Raw genomic sequence first — 19804 nt, 5'->3', positions numbered from 1 at the left:
ATCAGTTCCCGATCAGCGCGCGGCGCTTCGGCGTGGCCAGCGCGGCGCCATCGCGCTCGTCGGCCAGGCGGAAGCGGCGCACCGAACGCGCCAGCGCGTCGGCTTGTTCGTGCATGGCCTGGGCGGCGGCGCTGGCTTCTTCGACCAGTGCTGCGTTCTGCTGGGTCACGGTGTCCATCTCGACCACCGAGCGGTTGATCTCTTCGATGCCTTGCGTCTGTTCCTGGCTGGCGCTGCTGATCTCGGAAATGACGTCGGTCACGCGCTGCACGCTGTCCAGCACTTCCTGCATCGTCACGCCGGCTTCGGCGACCAGCTGGCTGCCGGCGTTGACTTCGCTGTTGGAGGCGTCGATCAGGACCTTGATCTCTTTGGCCGCTGCCGCCGAGCGCTGGGCCAGGTTGCGCACTTCGCTCGCGACGACCGCGAAGCCGCGGCCCTGTTCGCCGGCGCGCGCCGCTTCCACGGCCGCGTTCAGCGCCAGGATATTGGTCTGGAACGCGATGCCGTCGATGACGCTGGTGATGTCCGAGATCTTGCGCGAGGCCTGGGAAATCGAGTCCATGCGCGCCACCACCTGCGACACCGTGCTGCCACCTTTCTGGGCAACTTCGGAGGCGCTGCGGGCCAGCTGGTCGGCCTGGCGCGCGTTGTCGGCGTTCTGGCGCACGGTCGTGGTCAGCTGGTCCATCGACGAGGCGGTGGTGGCCAGGCTGGCTGCTTGCTCTTCGGTGCGGCTGCACAGGTCCAGGTTGCCGGTCGAGATTTCCTGCGAGGCGGTGGCGATGTGCTCGGCGCCGTCGCGCACCTGGCCGACCACGCCCGACAAACGTGCGCCGATCTCGTTGATGGCGCCCACGAGGCGGCCGATTTCGTCGTCACGGCGTGCGGTGGCCGACGCGGTCAGGTCGCCGTCGGCGATGCGGGTGGCGACGGCCTGTACCTCGGCCAGCGGACGGGTGACGGTGGCGCGCACCAGGAAGTACAGCACGGTGGCCAGCACGGCGAGCGCCGCCAGGCCGAACACGATGAAGCGGTTGCGCAGCTCGGTCGCGGCGGCGGTGATCTCGTCGCGGTAGGTGCCGCCGGCGATGACCCAGTTCCAGTCCTTCATCTCGGCATAGGCTGCGAACTTCTCGCGGGCACGGAGCTCACCCGGGTTCTGCCAGTCGTAGCTGATCGTGCCTTCCTTCTTCTCCAGCATCTCCTTGATGAAGGCGTGGCCGTCGGCCGACTGGCTGTCGAGGATATTCTCGCCTTCCTTGTTCGGGTGGACGATCAGGTCGCCATAGGTCTTCGGCGCGGCCGACAGCACGAAGAAGTAGCCGGTATCGCCGACCTTGACGGCGCGGATGCGCTCCTTGAGCGCGGCAACGTCGGCCGTGATGTCGACCCCGACGTAGAGCGCGCCGACGACCTTGCCGGCCGCGTCGCGCACCGGCTCGTACTGGGTGATGAACTGTTTGCCGAACAGCGTGGTCAGGCCGACATAGGTGCGGCCGGCGCGCAGCGCCGGGTAGGCCGGCGAGGCCTTGTCGAGGGCGGTGCCCACCGCGCGCTCGCCGTTTTCCTTCTTGACCGAGGTCGTCACGCGCACGAAGTCCTCGCCGGCGGCGGCGAAGATGGTGGCGTTGCCGCCGGTGCGTTCGGTGAATGCGTCAGGGGCGCTGAAATCGAGGTTGAGCGGATGGCCGGCCACGCTCAGGGTCGGCACCTGGCGCCCGCCGATATCGATGGTGGTCGCCTCGTCCAGCGCGAAGTCGCCAGGCAGGCCGGCGCGGAAGATGCGGCCGAAGCTGACCGCCTGGCTGCTGACGGTCTTGTTGAACAGCTCGACGGTGCTGGTGACGCCATGCAGCTCGTTCCTCACGCCGTCGATGGCGCGCCGTTCCAGCATGCCGGAGGTCAGGACAGTGATGGTCGCGATCAGGGCGGCAATGATGGCGCCGGCCAGCAGGAAGGTGACTGCGCTGATGCGCGTGCCGACATTCCAGCTCGCTGGGCTAAATTTACGGTTGCTCATGTATTGTGAGGAAAAATAGAGGGATATAACCCGCGATCATACCTCGCAAACTTTTCTTGCCGCAACAATTAGTGAGTTTTGGAATGCTACCTGGTATCCCCGGTACAACAGCTTGGTGGGTTGTTACGTAATACTACGGATTGTAGTTTCAAGCCGTGTCTTTACGCAGCCACCGGCGCATGCGTCTGGAACTGCAGCGCCGCCAGGTTGGCATACACGCCACGCAGCGCGATCAGCTCGGCGTGGGTGCCGGATTCGACGATCCTGCCTTCGTCCAGCACGATGATGCGGTCGGCCCGCTGCACCGTCGCCAGGCGGTGGGCGATGATGATGGTGGTGCGGCCGACCATCGCCGCTTCGAGCGCGCGCTGCACCAGGCGTTCGGATTCGGCGTCGAGGGCGCTGGTCGCTTCGTCCAGCAGCAGCAACGGCGGGTTCTTGAGCAGGGCGCGCGCGATCGCGATGCGCTGGCGCTGGCCGCCCGACAGGCGCACCCCGCGCTCGCCCAGGAACGAGGTATAACCCTGCGGCAGGCGCTCGATGAAATCGTGGGCGGCGGCCATCTTCGCCGCGGCGATCACCTCGTCGTCGCTGGCGTCCGGGCGGCCGTAGCGGATGTTTTCCATGGCGTCGAGCGAGAAGATCACGGTATCTTGCGGCACGATGCCGACCGCGCCGCGCAGCGTATGCAGCGCCAGGTCGCGCACGTCGACGCCGTCGAGGCGGATGGCGCCGGCCTGCGGATCGTAGAAGCGCAGCAGCAGCTGGAACAGGGTGGTCTTGCCGGCGCCGGAAGGGCCGACCACGGCCACCGTTTCGCCGGGGCGGATGTCGAGCGCCAGGTGCGACAGGGCGGCTTCGTCCAGGCGCGATGGATAGGCGAAGGTCACGTCGTCGAGCGTGACGCGGGCGCCGTTCTCGGTGCGTGCAGACAGGGCCTTGGGCTGCAGCGGATCCTGTATCTCCGATTGCGCGCCGAGCAGCTCGAGCAGGCGTTCGGTGGCGCCGGCGGCGCGCTGGGCGTCGCCCATCACTTCCGACAGCGCGCCGACCGACCCGGCCACGATGCCGGCGTACAGGATGAACTGGCCCAGGTCGCCGCCGGTCATGGTGCCTTCGAGCACGGCGTGGGCGCCGAGCCACAGCACGAACACGATGGCGCCAAATATGAGCACGATGGCCAGCATGGTGAGCGTGGAGCGGGCGCGGATGCGGCGCATGGCGGTGGTGAAGGCGCCTTCGACTTCCTTGCCGAAGCGGCCGGATTCATGGCCTTCGCGGGTAAACGCCTGCACGGTCGGCATCGCGTTCAGGATCTCGCCGGCCACCGCCGAGGCGTCGGCAATGCGGTCCTGCGAATCGCGCGACAGCTTGCGCACGCGGCGGCCGAACAGCACGATCGGCAGCACCACCAGCACCAAGAGGCCCAGGATGATGGAGGTCAGGCGCGGGCTGGTCACGAACAGCATCACCAGGCCGCCGAAGAACAGCAGCGTATTGCGCAGCGCCAGCGAGATGCTGGTGCCGACCACGGTCTGGATCAGGGTGGTGTCGGTGGTCAGGCGCGACAGCACTTCGCCGGTGCGGGTGGTCTCGAAGAACTCGGGACTCTGGCGCACCACGTGGCCGTAGACTGCGCTCCTGATATCGGCGGTGACGCGCTCGCCCAGCCAGGACACCATGTAGAAGCGGGCGGCGGTGGCCACCGCGAGCACGGCGGCCACGCCGAACAGGGCCAGGAAGGTGGCGTTGATGTGTTCCAGGCTGCCGCCTTCGATGGCGGCGCCGGCGGCCGCGGTTGCAGAAGCCGCGCCGGCCGCGCCGAAGCCCAGGTCGATCATTTGCTTGAAGGCGGCGGGGATCGCCAGGGTGGCGCCGGCCGCGAACAGCAGGGCGATGCCGGCCAGCAGGAACTGGCGGCGGTAGGGACGCAGGAAAGGACTCAAGCCCCTGAGGGTGGCCAGGCTGCTCTTGCGGGATGTCTCTGGGTCGGTCTTGCCGGTATTACGGGTGGTCATCGTGTTTTGGTGTTTCGGTCGTTCTTATTATCGTTGTCTGGTTAAAGCTTCATGGGCTGCACGTAGCCGGTCATCTCGAGGTAGCCGCGGCCCATCCGGCGGCCGTCCTGCTCGATCGTGACCGCGCCTTCCCAGTACACGGCGCCGGTCGAGCGGCGCGAATCGAGTTCCTGGTCTTGCTGCAGCGGCACCACCTGCCAGCGCTCGGTCCCCGTGGTGATCGTGGTCGCGATCGGATACGTGGCGCCGGTGCGCGGCGACTTCCAGTGCGTCTGCGGCGCGAACGCGATTTGCTCGGGCGCGTAGTGCACCACCTTGCCGGCCTTGTCGCGCCGGGTGGCGTGCGCCCATAGTTTACCACCTTGGCGGTCGCGGATCTGGAAAGCCATCAGGGCGCCGCCGTCGTCGAGGTTGGCGCCGACCCAATCCCAGCCCACGGCGTCCGGCTGCAGCGCCTCGCTCGACCATTCGTGGTCGAGCCATGCGCTGCCGGTGACCTGGGTGGCCGCCATGCCGGCGCGGCCGACCGTGCCGGATACCTCAAGGTGCGGTTCGCTGTAGTAGTAGCTCGCATGCTGGGCGCTGGGGCCCTTGCGCGAATAGCCGCCCTGGCCCTGCACCAGCACTGGCTGCGTCGGCTTCAGGCGCAGTTCGAGCGTCAGCTGGTTGGAGCGGATGGTGACGCGGTAGATGCCGTTCGCGTCGCGGACCATGCGCCAGTCGTCCAGTTTCAGGTCGGTATTGCCGGGCCGGGCCCAGGCCATGCTGAAGCCTTCGCGCGCGCTGCGCTCGTCATGCACCAGGCGGCCGACCTGGGGATCGGACAGGGCCGCGTGGCCGATCACCAGCTGGCGCGGCGCGAAGTGGCTCGGATTGGCATTGTCGGTGCCGGTGCGGCTGCGAAAGAAGGTGACCTGGAAGCCGAGCGGGCGCTTGTCCGGCGTCTCGACCCAGCCGGTGACGTACCACCACTCGGTGCGAAATTCCGGATGGGCGCCGTAGTCGCGCGGGAACGACAGGCCGGCGCCAGGGGTGACCGGCGCATACACGGGCGGCGCGGCATGGGCAGACAACGACAGCAACACCAGCAGGCACAAAATAAAACGCATTACCAATCCTCTCTGACCGCGCGCACCGGACCGCCGGACAAAGCCTGGCGTCCCGAAACGAGCGCGGTAGCAACCGATGCCGCGACCAATACCGCGGCCACGCTGCCAAGCAGGGGCCAGGGCAGGTGCAAACCCATGGTCCAGTGGAAGGACTGCGGGTTGATCACGTACACCAGGATCAGGCTGATCACCAGCCCGAGCGCGAAGCCGGCGACGACGCCGAGGCCTGTCAGCAGCCCACCCTCGAAGGCGAGCAGCTGCAAGACCTGGCGCCGGGTAACGCCGACGTGGCGCAGCATACCGAATTCTCGCGCCCTTGCCAAAGTCTGGGCCGAAAAACTTGCCGCGATGCCCGACAGGCCGATGGCGATCGCGATCGCCTCGAGCAGGTAAGTGACGGCGAAACTGCGGTCGAAGATCTTGATGCTCATGGCTCGGATGTCGCCGGGCCGCATCATGTTCAGCGACGCGCCGAATGGCAGCGCACGCAGGCTGCCTTCGAGTGTCGCGGCGTCCACGCCGCGCGCGCTCCACAAGGCAGCGTCGGTGACCTCGAGCTCGCCCGTCAGCCGCTGGTAGTCCTGCAGCTGGATCACGACCGAGCCGCCCTGATTGGCATAGTCACGCCAGGCGCCGGCGACGAAGAACTCCACTTGCGCGCCGCCCAGCGGCAGGGCCAGGTGCTGGCCGACGCGGGCGCCGTACAGGTCGAGCATCGCTTCCGACACCCAGGCCGGCCTGCTGCCTGCCGGGATCGCTGCGGACTCTCCGACCAGGTACAGCACGCGCGCCGGGTCGCTCGCGTCGATGTCGCGGGCGATGACGACGATCGGCGGCCGTTCGGGCGCCAATGACACGCGCCGGGTGCGCAGGAACTGCACTTTCTCGACCCCGGGCAGGCTCGCCAAGGCAGACTGCTGCGCGCCGCTCAGGAAGCCGGTGCCGCCAGCATCGACCGTGCGTACGTACAGGTCGGCCGGCAGGATGTGGCCCATCCAGTCGTCGACCGAGACCCGGAAGCTCGACACCATGATCCCCATTGCCACCATCAGGCTGAAGCTGGCCAGGATGCCGCCCAGTGCAATCGAGGCCTGGCCCGGCGCATTGGCCAGGCGCGCCAGCGACAGCGCCAGCACCGGTGTTTCGCTGCTACGCCGCGCCAGCAGAGATTCAAGCGCGCGGAAGGTCAGCGCCGCGAAGCGCGGCATGAGGCCGATGCCGCCGACCAGCAGCAGGGCGATCGCCAGGTAGCCGAACAGCGGCAGCTCGAACACCGGCGGCGCGAAGGAAAACGCGGCGGCCAGCGCCAGGCACACGAAGGAGGGCCAGACCCGCGCCAGGCGCGTGAGCGGCGCTTCGTCGGCCCCGGACTTGATGGCCACCGCCGGCCGTGCGCGCGCCGCCTCCCAGGCCGGCGCCAGGCAGCCCAACAGGGCCACGCCCAGGCCCAAAGCGAAGAACACGACGGCGGCGCCGGGGGTAAACGCGACCTGCGGGCGGATGCCGGGGAAGTAGCCGGCGCCGAGGTCGCCGCCAAAGAAATGCAGGGCGGCCGCCGCCAGCGCATAGCCGGCGCCGATGCCGAGCAGCGCGCCGAGCACGCCTAGGCTGCCCCCTTCGAGCAGCACCTGGCGCAGCAACTGGCCGCGTTCCAGGCCCAGCACCCGCAGCAGCGCGAACTGGCTGCGCCGACGCATCACCGACAGCGCCTGTGTCGAAAACACGAGGAAGGCGCCGGTGAACAGCGCCACCAGCGCCAGCACGGTCAGGTTGACGCGGTAGGCGCGGCTCATGTTCGCGGTGCGGCTTTCCTGGTCGGCGTCTTTCGGCTGGCCGACCGTGAAGCGGCCCGGCCAGGTGCGATCGAGTTGGGCGGCGAGATCGCGCTGGAAGGCCGCGCGGTCGACGCCGTCGCGCAACTTGAGGTCGACCCGCGACAGTTGGCCCAGGCGGTTGAGGCGCCACTGGGCGGCGCCGATGTCCATCACCGCCAGGCGCTGGCCGGCGCGGGCGCGCTGCACCGGTCCAGCCACGCGCAGGGCGATTTCTCCAGTGCCGGCGCGTAGCACCAGGGTGTCGCCGCGCCTTTTATTCAGCCATGCCTCGGCCGCCGGCGACAGGAACAATGCGTCGTCGGCCAGGATGTCGAGCCGGCGGCCCTCGTCCGTCACCCCGAGCAGGTCGGGCGAGATGGCGCCGGCGCGAAACGGGTCGATGCCGACGATGCGCAGCGGACCGTCGGCGCCCGGCACGCCGGCCTGGACGTCGAGGATGGGCGAGGCCAGCGCCACTTCGGGATGTTCGGCCAGCAAGGGGTAGACGGATTCGTCGAACAGCGGCTCGCGGCCCTGCACCTGGATGTCGGCCTGGCCCGACAGGCTCTTGACGGCGGCCGAGAATTCGTTGAAGGCGGCGGCGTTGATCAGGTGGATGGCGAAACCCATCGCCACGCCGACGGCGATCGCCGCGATGGCGACCAGTGCCCGCACCGGATGCGCGCGCCACTCGCCTGCTAGCTGCCAACGCGACAGCTGGCTCAGGCCGGGCATTCCACCGCCAATGTCTCGGCCTGGCGCCGCACCTTGATGCGGGCCGCCTCTTTTGCGTCGCCCCGTGTTCTGGCCAAGTCTTCTTCGAGCCACTGGCGCTGCAGGCGCAGCTTGTCGCAGCGCTTGCGCAGGGCCAGCGCCGCGCGCCGGGCGCGCTCGCCGTCGCGTTCCTCGCGCAGTGCCTGCCCGGCGCGTTCTTTATCGATCTCGAGGACCATGTCGCGCGCGCGGGCCATGCGCGCCTGCGTCTCGGGATCGGGTGGAGGCGCGGCGCGCAGCGCCAGTTCGGCGCCGGCGCCGGGGCATGGACGGTCGGCGTAGGTCACGCTGCCGCCTTCATGGCATTTGTAGATGGCGAGGTCGGCCTGGGCCTGGCCCTGGCACAGGATGCAGGCCGTGGCGATCGAGAGCAAGCGGTGCATGCGCGACTCCTGGTCATAGTATTTTCCCAGGATTCATGATGCCGAGCGGGTCGAGCGCGGCTTTGATGGCACGCATCATGCCAAGTTCGACCGGCGACTTGTAGCGCGCCAGTTCTTCGCGCTTGAGCATGCCGATGCCGTGTTCGGCCGAGATCGAGCCACCGCAATCGGCCACCAGGTCGTGCACGATGCGATTCACGGCCGCCTGGTGTCCCAGGAAGGCTTCGTGCGATTCTCCGGCAGGTGGTGCCACGTTGTAGTGCAGGTTGCCGTCGCCCAGGTGGCCGAAGGTGACTGGCTGGCAACCGGGAAACGCCTGCTGCAGCGCGGCGTCGGCGCGCGCGATGAAGCCGGGGATGCGCGACACCGCCAGCGAGATATCGTGCTTGATGTTCTTGCCGGCCGCCGCCTGCGCCAGCGGGATGTGTTCACGCAGCCGCCACAGGTCCAACGCCTGCTTGTTCGAAGTCGCCACCACGGCGTCGCGTGCGACGCCGGCCTCCAGCGCTTCTCCGATGCTCGATTCCAGCAGGCCATGGGCATGTGCATCGGATTCATTGCTCGAGAGCTCGACCAACGCGTACTGCGGATGGCGATCCGCGAACGGCCGCGGCAGGTCGGGAAATTGCGCCGCGACCAGGTCCAGGCAAAATGCGGACATCAGCTCGAAGCCGGTGAGCGCCGCCCCGCAGCGCGCCTGCAGCAGGCCGAGCAATTCGACGGCCTGGCGCGGAGAATCGAGGGCAACCAGGGCGGTGAGCGCGGCGCGCGGCGCCGGATACAGTTTCAGTACCGCCGCCGTGATCACGCCCAGCGTGCCCTCGGCGCCGATGAAGAGTTCGCGCAGCGCATAGCCGGTATTGTCCTTGCGCAGCCCGCGCAAGCCATCCCAGACCTCGCCCTGGGCGTTGACGACTTCCAGGCCCAGGCACAGCTCACGGGTATTGCCATAGCGTAGGACGGCGGTGCCGCCGGCATTGGTCGACAGGTTGCCGCCGATCGTGCAACTGCCCTCGGCCGCCAGCGACAGCGGATACAGCATCCCGGCCTCGCCCGCCGCGGCCTGCACGTCGGCCAGGATGCAGCCGGCCTCCACCGTCATGGTGCGGTTCAGGGGATCGATGGCGCGGATGCGGTTCAGTCGCCGCAGCGACAGCACGATGGCCGCGCCCGAGGTGTCGGGCACGCTGCCCATGACGAGCCCGGTGCGCCCGCCTTGCGGGACGATGGGCACGCGCGCCGCTGCGCAGGCGGCGACGATGGCGGCCACTTGCGCGGTGTCGGAGGGGAGCACCACCGCCAGGCCACGCCCGCTGTAGCGGCCGCGCCAATCCGCCATGAACGGCGCCATCGTCGCTTCATCGGTAATGACGTGGGCGTCGCCGACGATGGCGCGGCAGCGACCCAATATGTCTTCAGCCATGCGGCACTTTGACCTTGTCGAGCAATTCCTTGGCCAGGCGCTGCGCCTCTTTCTTGTACGGGCGCAGATAGAGCAGGGCGCAGAAGTAATACACCACGACCAGGGCGATCTCGCCGATGGCCATATGGCGCGAGGCCGCGCTCTGGTCGGCCCAGGCGCGCACCACGCCTTCGGCAAAATAGATCAGGATCAGCATCGACGACCATTGCAGGGTGTACAGGTCGCGCTTGATGACGCCGCGGAGCGGCAGCAACAGGGGCAAGGCCTTCAGGGCCAGCAGCCAGCTACCGGGCTGCAGGGGCGCCACGAAGGCTTCCCAGGCGACCAGCCAGCCGATCAGCCAGATCAGGCTGGCGATCGCCCCCATGTGAAAGACTTTTTTCCCTGTTCCCATCAGCGGCTTCCCTGCAGTTTCAGGGCCGCCTCTGCCAGGCGGCGTCCGAGCGCAATCGTCAGCGTACGCTCTTCTTCGGTGACGGGGCGCTTGCCATCGACGCCGGCCCAGTGGGTCGCGCCGTAGGGGCTGCCGCCGCTGGCGGTGTTCATCAATTCGGGATGCGTATAGGGCAGGCCCATCACCATCATCCCGTGGTGCAGCAAGGGGATCATCATCGACAGCAGGGTCGCCTCCTGGCCGCCGTGCAGGCTGCCGGTGGAGGCGAACACGACCGCCGGCTTGCCGGACAGCGTACCATTGACCCATTCGGTGGCGGTGCCGTCGAGGAAGTATTTCATGCTCGCGGCCATATTGCCAAAGCGCGTGGGCGAGCCCAGCGCCAGGCCTGCGCATTCGCGCAGGTCATCATGGTCGACGTAGGGCGAGCCCTGGTCGGGAATCCCGGGCGCCGTCGCTTCGGCCACCGACGAGACCGGCGGCACGGTGCGCAGCCGCGCTTCGGCCCCCGGCACGCTGTCGACGCCCTGGGCAATCAGCTCGGCCAGCTTGCGGGTGGCGCCATGGCGCGAATAGTAGAGGACGAGGATGCTCAGAGGGGTCGTGTTCATCCTTGGTATTATAGTGCGGTTTGTTCAAATGACATGCTTGCGAAGACGACGATGACGGTGAATCCAACACCATGCTGAACAAGACGGTAGAAGGCTTGTCGCGTGCCGGCGGTGAGTTCGTCAATGGCAGCGACGAGCGCGGCCTGACCTGGCCCGAGGCGCGCGACCTGGTGCGCTTCGCCGTGCGCCGCCTGCGCGAAGAGCGCCTGCCGCAGGTGGCGGGCAGCCTGACCTTCACCACGACGCTGGCCCTGGTGCCGCTGCTGACCATCGTGCTGGCCATCTTCACGATGTTCCCGGCCTTCGGCCAGGTGCGCGAGATGATCGACGCATGGTTCGTGCAGAACCTGATGCCCAAGGCGATCGCCAGCACCATCAGCGGCAACCTGACCCAGTTCGCCGACAAGGCCAAGGGCCTGTCGGCCCTGGGTGCGGTGGTGCTGTTGTTCACCACGGCCGCCACGATGAGCCTGATCGAGCGCGTGTTCAACCAGATCTGGAGCGTGCGCCAGCCGCGCCCGCTGCCCCAGCGCCTGCTGGTCTATTGGGCCTTGCTGACCCTGGGGCCGCTACTGTTCGGCCTGTCGATCAGCTTCACGTCGCAACTGGTGGATGTGACGGGTGGCCTGGAGCGCGATGCGTCCCTGCTCGGCACGCTGTTCTTCACCCTGGCCTCGGTGGCGGTCACCACCGCCGGCTATACCTTGCTGTATGTCGTGGTGCCGAATCGCAAGGTGGCCTGGCGCGACGCCTTCTGGGGCGCGCTGGCGGCCGCGATCGCCTTCGAGATCGCCAAGCGCGGCTTCGGCCTGTTCATCCGCCAGTTCCCGACCTACGCCATCATCTATGGCGCGCTGGCCGCGCTGCCACTGTTCCTGGTCTGGATCTATGTGACCTGGATGATCACGCTGGTCGGCGCGATCCTGAGCGCGGCGCTGCCGGTGGTCAAGCATGAGCGCTGGTGGTACCAGCCGGCGCCTGGCGGCGCTTTCGTCGATGCGATGTCGGTGCTCAAGGTGTTGCACGGCAGCGCGAAGCTGAGCGGCAATGCGCTGGTGGCCGGCAGCACGATCCGCGACCATACCCGTATCGGGTATGACGAGCTCGGGCGCCTGCTGGACCGCATGGTGGCCGAAGGCTGGGTCGGCCGGGTGCAGGACGACGCTCCGGCGCGGGCCCGCTGGCGCTTCAATCGCGGCGGCAACCAGGAGAACTGGGTCTTGCTGGCCGATCCGGGGACCTTGCGCCTGGCCGACGTCTACAAGCTGTTTGTGTTCGATTGCGCGGCGGCCGAGGCGATGCAGCGCGAAGATGGTGTTGCGGACACGCCGCTGGCGCTCGACGTCGGCGACCTGGCGCGCCAGGTCGAGGAGGCGGTCGAGGCCGGCCTCGAACAGACGCTGGCGGCGCACTTCGGCGATCCCGAAGAAGCCGTAATGGCGGACATCGAGGCGCGTGCTGCCAACTGAGCAGGTCGGCCCGGCTGGCGATTTCTTGACTCAGGCTATGTTTCGGCGCGCTGTTAGGGCCAGCAATATTGCCTCCGGCAAGACTCACGCTTAGGCTGAAAGCACTGCCCGGAAATTAAATCCGGTCGCGTTTTCCAGCCAGGAGTGATGATGAAAAACATGCGAATCCCTTCCCTCGCCAGGCCGCTCGGTGCAATGACGGCCGCGCTGCTGCTCGCTGCCGGCGCCGCCCACGCCGCCGAGCCGATCTCGCCGATCGTGGCGGTGAAAGTGACCAACGCCGCCAAGGTCGACCTGGGCAAGAAGCTGTTCTTCGATCCGCGCCTGTCACGCTCCGGCTTCATTTCCTGCAACTCGTGCCACAACCTGAGCATGGGCGGCTCGGACAACATCACTTCGTCGATCGGCGATCGGTGGCAGAAAGGTCCGATCAATTCGCCGACGGTGCTCAATTCGAGCCTGAACCTGGCGCAGTTCTGGGATGGCCGCGCGAAAGACCTGAAGGAGCAAGCCGGCGGCCCGATCGCCAACCCAGGCGAAATGGCGTTCACGCACGACCTGGCGGTCGACCTGCTGCGCTCGATCCCGCAATACGTGACCGAGTTCAAGGCTGTGTTCGGCCACGACAAGCTCAGCATCGACGAAGTCACCGCCGCCATCGCCGCCTTCGAGGAGACGCTAGTCACGCCCAATGCGCGCTTCGACAAGTGGCTGCAGGGCGACAAGACGGCCATCAATGCGCAGGAACTGCGCGGCTATGAGCTGTTCAAGAGCAGCGGCTGCATTGCCTGCCATAATGGCCCCAACGTCGGCGGCGCCTCGTTCCAGAAGATGGGACTGATCGAGCCCTACAAGACGACCAACACGGCTGAAGGCCGCTTCGCCGTCACCAAGCAGGACATCGACCGTTTCTACTTCAAGGTGCCGACCTTGCGCAACGTCGAGCTGACCTATCCCTACTTCCACGACGGCGCGGCCGACACCCTGGCCCAGGCCGTGGACACGATGGGCCGCCTGCAGCTGGGCCGGAAGTTCAGCGAGGCCGAGATCGCCGACGTGGTCGCCTTCCTGCAGACGCTGACCGGCGACCAGCCCCGGGTCGTGCTGCCGATCCTGCCGCCATCGAGCGACAAGACCAAGAGGCCTCAGCCGTTCGACTGAACTTCGTGGGCGTCCTGGGCGAAGCGGAGTAGGGCGAAGAGCACCGCGTCCGGCGCTTCGCTCATCATCGCGTGGCCGGCGTCCACGCCGACGATCTTGGCGTGCTTGATCCCGCCGGTCAGCAACTGCGCCAAGCGTGGCGGCGTCATCATGTCCTTCTTGCCCTGCACGAACAGTGTCGGGCAGGCGATCGAGGCCGCCGCGGCTTCGCCGTTGGCATAGGCGTTGCAGGCGGCGAAATCGGTGTGGAACAGGCCATCCGCGCCGCGCGCCGCCATGCGCTGCATCAGGCGCCGCGCCGTGTTGATCACGGAGGTGCCCGGGCCCGCGGTCGAGGGGCCGGGCAGCCAGGCGGCATGCGACCAGGCGGCGACCATGTCGATGGCCGCGTCCTGCTCGGTGCGCGCTGCCTCCAGCAAGGCGTCCGACACCCGCATCGGGTAGGTGGCGCCCAGCAGGGCCAGTCCGCTCACGCGCTGCGGCGCGATGTGGGCCGCCTCCAGCGTGATCAGCGAACCCATGCTGTGCCCGATCAGTAGCGCACGACTGACGCCGGCCGCATCGAGCACGGCGAGCACCCAGGCGGCCATGGCCTCGACCGTGGACAAGGGCGTGCCGCCGCTGCGACCGTGTCCCGGAAGATCGGGCGCCAGCACTGCGTAGCCGCGGTGGGCGAGGGCGCGGCTCTGCAAGGCCCACACCGAATGGTCGTTCTGTGCGCCGTGGATCAGCACGATGGCCGGCAGGCCTGGGTCGAAGGCCTTGCCGCCGGTGTAGCAATAGGCTTGATTGCCATTGACATCGAGCAGCATCTCAAATCCCCTTCGCGGCCAGCTTCAGGCCACGCTTGAGGTCGTCGATCAGGTCGTCCGGGTCTTCCAATCCGACCGACAGGCGCAACGTGCCTTCGGTGACCCCGCTGGCCGCCAGGTGTTCGGCAGGCACCCGGAAATGGGTGGTCGACGCCGGATGTATCACGAGCGACTTGGCGTCGCCCACGTTCGCCAGGTGCGAGAACACCTGTAAACCGTCGGCGAAACGGCGGCCGGCCGCACGGTCGCCTTTCAGCTCGAAGGTGAAGACGGCGCCGCAGCCTTTCGGCAGGATACGCTGCGCCAGTGCACGGTCCGGGTGACTGTCGAGTTCCGGGTAGGACACCGACGCCACCATCGGCTGCGCGGCGAGGAACTCGACCACGCGCCGGGTATTGGCGACGTGGCGCTCCATGCGCAGGCCGAGCGTCTCGATGCCCTGCAGGATGGCGAAGGCATTGTGCGGACTCATTGCCGCGCCAAAGTCGCGCAAGCCTTCGCGCCGCGCGCGCAGGGCGAAGGCGCCGACGGTCGACTCTTCGCTGAACACCATGCCATGAAAGCCGTCATACGGCTCGCACAGGGTGGCGAAGCGCCCGCTTCGTTCATGCGCCGCCTGCCAGTCGAAGGTGCCGCCATCGACCAGCAGGCCGCCGATCGCGGTGCCGTGGCCGCACAGGAATTTGGTGGCCGAGTGGAACAGCAGGTCGGCGCCCAGGTCGAAGGGGCGCTGCAGCCAGGGTGTGGTGAAGGTCGCGTCGACCATCAGCGGCAGGTCGTGCGCGTGCGCGAGTTCCGAGAGCGCCGGGATGTCGAGCACGTCGAGTCCCGGATTGCCCAGCGTTTCGCCGAACAGCAGCTTGGTCGATGGCCGGATCGCGGCGCGCCAGGCATCGAGGTGGCGCGGATCGACGAAGGTGGTCTCGACGCCGAACCTGCGCAGGGTATGGGCCAGCAGGTTGTGCGAGCCGCCGTACAGGGCGCGCGAGGCCACGATATGGTCGCCGGCGCCCACCAGCGTGCTCAAGCCGAGGTGCATGGCCGCCTGGCCGCTGGCGGTGGCGATGCCGGCCACACCGCCTTCGAGCGCGGCGATGCGTTCTTCCAGCACCGCATTGGTCGGGTTCGAGATGCGCGAATACACATGGCCGGCCTGTTCCATATTGAAGAGGGCGGCGCCGTGGTCGGAATCGCGGAAAGCGAACGAGGACGTGAAATGGATGGGCGTGGCGCGCGCGCCGGTGCTGGGATCGGGGGCGCTGCCCGCGTGCAGGGACAGGGTGTCGAAACCGGGTGGTCGGGGAGCGCTCATGCTGGACTCGTGGTGAGTGGGAATGGCGCATCCTAGCAGTTATGGCTTGTTGCGCAATCTGCGCTGCACCATGTTGAAACCGAGCTTGCACCATGATACAGCGCAACGCTGGATTTTTTGGCGAGCATAGGCTACAGTCGGTGTTATGCCTTATACAAATTTATCCAGTATCAGCAATATTGACGAAGCGGGGGTGGCGAACATGAAAGTTTCGGAAATCCTGCAAGTGAAGGGCAATATCCTGTACACCGTAACGCCTGACCAGCCGTTGGTCGACGCGGTGACCACGATGTCCGAGAACGATATCGGTTCGCTGGTGGTGATGGAGTACGGCGACCTGGTCGGCATGCTGACCTTCCGCGAAGTGCTCAATGCGCTGCACGCGAACGGCGGCGCGGTTGGTGCCGGCACCGTGCGCCGCCACATGAACGACAGCCCGATCACCGTGACCCCGGACACCGAGGTCAACGAGGTGCGCCGCATCATGCTCGAGAAGCACGCGCGCTACCTGCCGGTAATGGACGCCCGCACCCTGCTGGGCGTGATCTCGTTCTACGACGTCGCGCGCGCCGTGCTGGAAGCGCAAAGCTTCGAGAACCGCATGCTCAAGGCGTATATCCGCGATTGGCCGGCGGAGCAGAACGCGCCGGACTAATTGCCAATAGCGGCAGATGCACGTCGTTCCCGCGCAGGCGGGAACCCAAGGTCGTCGCGCCGCCGACGCCTTTTATTGTCGCGGCAGCGCGAAATTACTTAGGTTCCCGCCTTCGCGGGAACGACGTTGGTTGATGTACCGATGAAGAGGACGATGCCGATCACGACATCGTTCACGCCGCGCGCGTCATCGGATTCCCCGCCAGCCACTCCAGCAGCGCTTCCGGCGACAGCGGCCGCGCATACAGGAAGCCCTGTGCCAGCGGACAGCCGAGCTGGCGCAGGATCTGCGCCTGGCGCTCGTCCTCGACCCCTTCGGCGATCACCGACAATCCCAGGTTGCGGCCCAGTTGCACCACCATCTGCGCGATGCTGCTGCCGCGCGCCGATCCCGTGATCTCGGTGACGAAAGTGCGGTCGATCTTGAGCCGGTCCACCTGCAGGCGCTGCAGATGCGAGAGCGACGAAAAGCCGGTGCCGAAATCGTCGATCGCGATCGACACGCCGGTGCGCTTGACCTGCGCCAGCTTCTCGACCAGCAGCGCCGGTTCTTCCATCGCCATCGATTCGGTGATCTCCAGCTCGATGTAGTCGGGCGGTGCGCCCGTATCGAGCAGCGCGCGGCGCAGCATGTCGACGAAGTGCGGATGGCGGAACTGCACCTGCGAGACGTTCACCGACATCGTGAAGTCGCGGTGGCCCGCGGCGCGCAGGCGCATCAGTTCGGCGCAGGCCTGGCGCAGCACCCATTCGCCGATCTCGACGATCAGGCCCGAGTATTCGGCGATCGGGATGAAGCGGTCGGGCGGCACCATGCGGCCGTCTTCCAGGCGCCAGCGCAGCAGCGCCTCGGCGCCGAACGGGCGATTGGTGGCCAGGTCGACCTGCGGTTGATAGTGCAGGAACAGCTGGCCGCGCTGGAAGCCGCTGCGCAGCGCGTGCATCATGCGCACCCGCTCGCGGATCTCGACGCCCATGCTGCGCGAAAAATAGAAGTGGCCGGCGCGCTGCTGCGACTTGGCGCGCTTGAGCGCGATGTCGGCATCCTTGAGGGCGTCGGCGCCGCTGCCGTCGTGCTCCGGCAGGCGCACCAGGCCGAGCGTCGCCGAGACTTGCACGTCCTGGCCGTCGATGCGGAACGATTCGCGGAACAGCGCTTGCACCTGAGCCGGCTGCACCGCGTCGGCGTCGCCCAGCACGCAGAAGATGTCGCCGCCGATGCGGCCGATGTCCAGGCCAGGCGCCAGGCGCGACTTCAGGCGCTGGCCGACCGCCACCAGCAGCAGGTCGCCGAAATGGTGGCCGAGGGCGTCGTTGGTTTCGGCAAAGTGATCCAGGTCGACCAGGGCCAGCACCGAGGTCGTGCGCCGCGGTCCGGCCAGGATGGCGTCGAGCAGCTCGACCACGCGGGTGCGGTTCGGCAGGCCGGTGAGCGGGTCGTGGAAGGCCGACTTGTTCAGGCTGGTGACCAGCTCGCAGTTGTCGAGGCATACCGCGACCATGCCGCAGAACACCTTCAGCAGGCGCCGCTCCACCTCGTCGATCGGACGCTCGAGCGGGATGCAGGCGACGAAATCGCGTCCCGCCTTGCCCGGAAAGTACATATTCAGCAGGCCGTCCTCGGCGCCACACTGGCGCTGGAGCAGGGCGCGCTCGGCGGCGACTGCGAAATGGCCGCTCAGTTCACGGCCGTCGAGGTTGCGGCAGGCGCCGGCGGCGGCCACGGCGCGCAGGGTCTCGGGGCGGCCATGGCCGCTGTCGCGGGTGCACAGCACACCCTCGGGCGGCTGGCTGACCAGGCGCCCGGCCTGGGCCAGGATGCCGGCCGCCACGTCGCGCACGCCGTGCAGGGCCATCAGCTCGGCGCAGGCGGCGACGATGCGCTCCATGCCGATGCGGTTGGCCTCGAGCGCGCGAATCTGCTGGTAGGAGCGGATCGCGGCCGCCACCGTCGTATACAGCTTGGTGCGGGTCAGCTCGGACTTGGTGCGGTAATCGTTGATGTCGTAGCCGCGGATGGCTTCCATCTCGGGCGCATAGCCGGGCTGGCCGGTGCGCAGGATAATGCGCACGTCGTGCAGGCCCAGTTCGTCGCGGATGCGGCGCACCAGCAGCAGGCCGGCGTCGGCCCGTTCCATCACCACGTCCAGCAGGATGACGGCGATATCGTGTTCACGCGCCAGCAGCGCGAAGGCTTCGCTGGCGGAATAAGCGTGCAGGAAGACCAGCGGGCGGCCCTGCATCTCGACGTTGCCGAGAGCGAAGGTAGTGGTCGAGTGCACGTCGGCATCGTCATCGACCACCAGGATCCGCCATGCTGGACTCGGGGATGCGGCGGCGGCGGCTTCGTCGGCAAAGACGAGGTCGTCAATAACGCTGTCATCCTTCAGTGGTACCGAGGGCGTAATCGATGCTGGCATGTGCTACGTCTCCAGGTTGGCTCGGCATGGATAACTTCAGTATATATGCAATTGTAAAAAGGCAAGGGCACGATCCGGCCCGTCGTTGAAAAATATATCTTGATGGAAACATATTTGCGACAGTCGATCGTTCGATGTCGTTTCTGCTTGCCAGATCGCCTGTTAAAATGGTAATTCGATCAATCCGAACTCATCATTCCCATGTCCGGCAATACATTTGGCAAGCTGTTTTCCGTCACCACCTTCGGCGAATCGCATGGTCCCGCGATCGGCTGCGTCATCGACGGCTGCCCGCCCGGCATGACCCTTTCCGAGGCCGACATCCAGCCCGAGCTGGACCGCCGCAAGCCCGGCACCTCGCGCCACGTCACCCAGCGCCAGGAGGCGGACCGGGTCGAGATCCTGTCCGGCGTCTACCAGGGCGTCACCACCGGCACCCCGATCGCTCTCCTGATCCGCAACGAAGACCAGCGCAGCAAGGACTACGGCAATATCGCCGAAAGCTTCCGCCCCGGCCATGCCGACTATACGTATTGGCATAAATACGGCGTGCGCGACTCGCGCGGCGGTGGCCGTTCGTCGGCGCGCCTGACCGCGCCGGTGGTCGGCGCCGGCGCCGTCGCCAGGAAGTGGTTGCGCGAAAAGTACGGCACCGAACTGATGGGTTATATGAGCGCGCTGGGCGATATCGCCGTGCCGTTCGAGGGCTGGGAACACGTGCACGCCAATCCCTTCTTCGCCGCCACCGGCGACGCGGCCCTGCTGCAGCGCATGGAAGAGGCGATGGACCAGCTGCGCCGCGACGGCGACTCGATCGGCGCGCGCATCGACGTGGTGGCGCGCGGCGTGCCGGTCGGCCTGGGCCAGCCGATCTACGACAAGCTCGATGCCGACATCGCCTATGCGATGATGGGGATTAACGCGGTCAAGGGCGTGGAAATCGGCGCCGGCTTCGCCTCGGTGGCGCAGCGCGGTTCGGAGCATGGCGACGAACTGACCCTCGAGGGCTTCGTCGGCAACCATGCGGGTGGAGTGCTGGGCGGGATCTCGACCGGCCAGGACATCACGGTGTCGCTGGCGATCAAGCCGACCTCCTCGATCCGCGTGCCGCGCCGCTCGATCGACAAGGCCGGCAATCCGGCGACGGTCGAGACATTCGGCCGCCACGATCCCTGTGTCGGCATCCGGGCCACGCCGATCGCGGAGGCGATGCTGGCGCTGGTGCTGATCGATCACGCGCTGATGAACCGGGCGCAGTGCGGCGACGTGCAGGTTGCGACGCCGAAGTTGAAATAAGGTTGCGGCCAACGGCACTCGTTGGCCTATGATCCGTCGTTCCCGCGCAGTGATGTGACCCCTTAAACTGAGACGGTTGGATGCTCGCTTAGACGGCCTGGGTTCTGTACTGCACAGGACTCAGGCCGTTC

At 67.3% G+C, this 19804-nt stretch carries 15 protein-coding genes; 4 read left to right on the top strand and 11 right to left on the bottom strand.

Features of this window, described 5'->3' with window-relative positions:
• Nucleotide 1: 1 nt before the first annotated feature.
• The 8 genes from FVD38_RS22895 to wrbA all read right to left on the bottom strand — a co-directional run bounded on the left by FVD38_RS22895 (nt 2) and on the right by wrbA (nt 10549).
• Nucleotides 2-2023: a methyl-accepting chemotaxis protein gene (locus FVD38_RS22895; protein ID WP_147936920.1), complete on the bottom strand. Its 2022-nt coding sequence runs from the start codon at nt 2021-2023 to the stop codon at nt 2-4.
• 161 nt (nt 2024-2184) lie between these two features.
• Nucleotides 2185-4041: an ABC transporter transmembrane domain-containing protein gene (locus FVD38_RS22890; RefSeq protein ID WP_147936919.1), complete on the bottom strand. Its 1857-nt coding sequence runs from the start codon at nt 4039-4041 to the stop codon at nt 2185-2187.
• 41 nt (nt 4042-4082) lie between these two features.
• Entirely contained in the window at nt 4083-5150 is a 1068-nt protein-coding gene (locus FVD38_RS22885) for a lipocalin-like domain-containing protein (RefSeq protein ID WP_147936918.1), read from the bottom strand.
• Nucleotides 5150-7699, bottom strand: coding sequence for an FtsX-like permease family protein (locus tag FVD38_RS22880; protein WP_147936917.1), 2550 nt, complete (start codon nt 7697-7699; stop codon nt 5150-5152). Before FVD38_RS22880 ends, FVD38_RS22885 begins: the two co-directional genes overlap by 1 nt.
• Nucleotides 7687-8121, bottom strand: a complete 435-nt coding sequence (locus FVD38_RS22875; protein ID WP_147936916.1) for a DUF4124 domain-containing protein — start codon at nt 8119-8121, stop codon at nt 7687-7689. The genes FVD38_RS22880 and FVD38_RS22875 overlap by 13 nt, the downstream gene beginning before the upstream one ends.
• A gap of 13 nt (nt 8122-8134) precedes the next feature.
• On the bottom strand, nt 8135-9544 hold the full coding sequence (locus FVD38_RS22870; protein ID WP_147936915.1) for an FAD-binding oxidoreductase: 1410 nt from the start codon (nt 9542-9544) through the stop codon (nt 8135-8137).
• Nucleotides 9537-9938 carry a DUF2069 domain-containing protein gene (locus tag FVD38_RS22865; protein WP_147936914.1) on the bottom strand — a complete coding sequence of 134 codons (402 nt, stop codon included), beginning with the start codon at nt 9936-9938 and terminating at the stop codon, nt 9537-9539. Before FVD38_RS22865 ends, FVD38_RS22870 begins: the two co-directional genes overlap by 8 nt.
• Complete coding sequence (gene wrbA, locus FVD38_RS22860) at nt 9938-10549, bottom strand: NAD(P)H:quinone oxidoreductase (RefSeq protein ID WP_147936913.1); 612 nt, start codon at nt 10547-10549, stop codon at nt 9938-9940. The genes FVD38_RS22865 and wrbA overlap by 1 nt, the downstream gene beginning before the upstream one ends.
• Nucleotides 10550-10620: 71 nt before the next feature.
• Between wrbA and FVD38_RS22855 the strand changes: the two genes are divergently transcribed.
• Entirely contained in the window at nt 10621-12018 is a 1398-nt protein-coding gene (locus FVD38_RS22855) for a YihY family inner membrane protein (RefSeq protein ID WP_147936912.1), read from the top strand.
• A 150-nt stretch (nt 12019-12168) separates the two neighbouring features.
• Complete coding sequence (locus tag FVD38_RS22850) at nt 12169-13179, top strand: cytochrome-c peroxidase (RefSeq protein ID WP_308617204.1); 1011 nt, start codon at nt 12169-12171, stop codon at nt 13177-13179.
• Here the strand turns inward: FVD38_RS22850 and FVD38_RS22845 are convergent.
• Together FVD38_RS22845 and FVD38_RS22840 are read right to left on the bottom strand one after the other, a co-directional pair.
• Nucleotides 13164-13991 (bottom strand): alpha/beta fold hydrolase, encoded by an 828-nt coding sequence (locus FVD38_RS22845; protein ID WP_147936910.1) that lies wholly within the window; start codon nt 13989-13991, stop codon nt 13164-13166. The genes FVD38_RS22850 and FVD38_RS22845 overlap by 16 nt on opposite strands.
• Before the next feature lies 1 nt (nt 13992).
• Nucleotides 13993-15303 (bottom strand): O-acetylhomoserine aminocarboxypropyltransferase, encoded by a 1311-nt coding sequence (locus FVD38_RS22840; protein ID WP_147936909.1) that lies wholly within the window; start codon nt 15301-15303, stop codon nt 13993-13995.
• 202 nt (nt 15304-15505) lie between these two features.
• Between FVD38_RS22840 and FVD38_RS22835 the strand changes: the two genes are divergently transcribed.
• The gene (locus FVD38_RS22835) at nt 15506-15958 is read left to right on the top strand and encodes a CBS domain-containing protein (RefSeq protein ID WP_123071116.1); all 453 of its coding nucleotides are present in this window, start codon (nt 15506-15508) and stop codon (nt 15956-15958) included.
• A gap of 172 nt (nt 15959-16130) precedes the next feature.
• On the opposite strand, the gene FVD38_RS22830 is transcribed toward FVD38_RS22835, so the two are convergent.
• Nucleotides 16131-18377, bottom strand: a complete 2247-nt coding sequence (locus tag FVD38_RS22830) for a GGDEF/EAL domain-containing response regulator (protein WP_147936908.1) — start codon at nt 18375-18377, stop codon at nt 16131-16133.
• A 201-nt stretch (nt 18378-18578) separates the two neighbouring features.
• Between FVD38_RS22830 and aroC the strand changes: the two genes are divergently transcribed.
• A complete protein-coding gene (gene aroC, locus FVD38_RS22825) occupies nt 18579-19673 on the top strand; it encodes a chorismate synthase (protein ID WP_147936907.1) in 1095 nt (364 codons plus the stop codon).
• The last annotated feature ends 131 nt before the right edge of the window (nt 19674-19804 follow it).

Origin of the sequence: Massilia arenae, assembly GCF_008014745.1 — a bacterium.
GTDB classification, from domain to species: domain Bacteria; phylum Pseudomonadota; class Gammaproteobacteria; order Burkholderiales; family Burkholderiaceae_D; genus Telluria; species Telluria arenae.
This window is presented reverse-complemented; position numbering and strand designations above follow the sequence as displayed.

Excerpts from the sequence above, each read along its gene's own strand:
- FVD38_RS22895 (WP_147936920.1), bottom strand. The coding sequence starts at position 2,023 with ATGAGCAACCGTAAATTTAGCCCAGCGAGCTGGAATGTCGGCACGCGC.
- FVD38_RS22890 (WP_147936919.1), bottom strand. The coding sequence starts at position 4,041 with ATGACCACCCGTAATACCGGCAAGACCGACCCAGAGACATCCCGCAAG.
- FVD38_RS22885 (WP_147936918.1), bottom strand. The coding sequence starts at position 5,150 with ATGCGTTTTATTTTGTGCCTGCTGGTGTTGCTGTCGTTGTCTGCCCAT.
- FVD38_RS22880 (WP_147936917.1), bottom strand. The coding sequence starts at position 7,699 with ATGCCCGGCCTGAGCCAGCTGTCGCGTTGGCAGCTAGCAGGCGAGTGG.
- FVD38_RS22875 (WP_147936916.1), bottom strand. The coding sequence starts at position 8,121 with ATGCACCGCTTGCTCTCGATCGCCACGGCCTGCATCCTGTGCCAGGGC.
- FVD38_RS22870 (WP_147936915.1), bottom strand. The coding sequence starts at position 9,544 with ATGGCTGAAGACATATTGGGTCGCTGCCGCGCCATCGTCGGCGACGCC.
- FVD38_RS22865 (WP_147936914.1), bottom strand. The coding sequence starts at position 9,938 with ATGGGAACAGGGAAAAAAGTCTTTCACATGGGGGCGATCGCCAGCCTG.
- wrbA (WP_147936913.1), bottom strand. The coding sequence starts at position 10,549 with ATGAACACGACCCCTCTGAGCATCCTCGTCCTCTACTATTCGCGCCAT.
- FVD38_RS22855 (WP_147936912.1), top strand. The coding sequence starts at position 10,621 with ATGCTGAACAAGACGGTAGAAGGCTTGTCGCGTGCCGGCGGTGAGTTC.
- FVD38_RS22850 (WP_308617204.1), top strand. The coding sequence starts at position 12,169 with ATGAAAAACATGCGAATCCCTTCCCTCGCCAGGCCGCTCGGTGCAATG.
- FVD38_RS22845 (WP_147936910.1), bottom strand. The coding sequence starts at position 13,991 with ATGCTGCTCGATGTCAATGGCAATCAAGCCTATTGCTACACCGGCGGC.
- FVD38_RS22840 (WP_147936909.1), bottom strand. The coding sequence starts at position 15,303 with ATGAGCGCTCCCCGACCACCCGGTTTCGACACCCTGTCCCTGCACGCG.
- FVD38_RS22835 (WP_123071116.1), top strand. The coding sequence starts at position 15,506 with ATGAAAGTTTCGGAAATCCTGCAAGTGAAGGGCAATATCCTGTACACC.
- FVD38_RS22830 (WP_147936908.1), bottom strand. The coding sequence starts at position 18,377 with ATGCCAGCATCGATTACGCCCTCGGTACCACTGAAGGATGACAGCGTT.
- aroC (WP_147936907.1), top strand. The coding sequence starts at position 18,579 with ATGTCCGGCAATACATTTGGCAAGCTGTTTTCCGTCACCACCTTCGGC.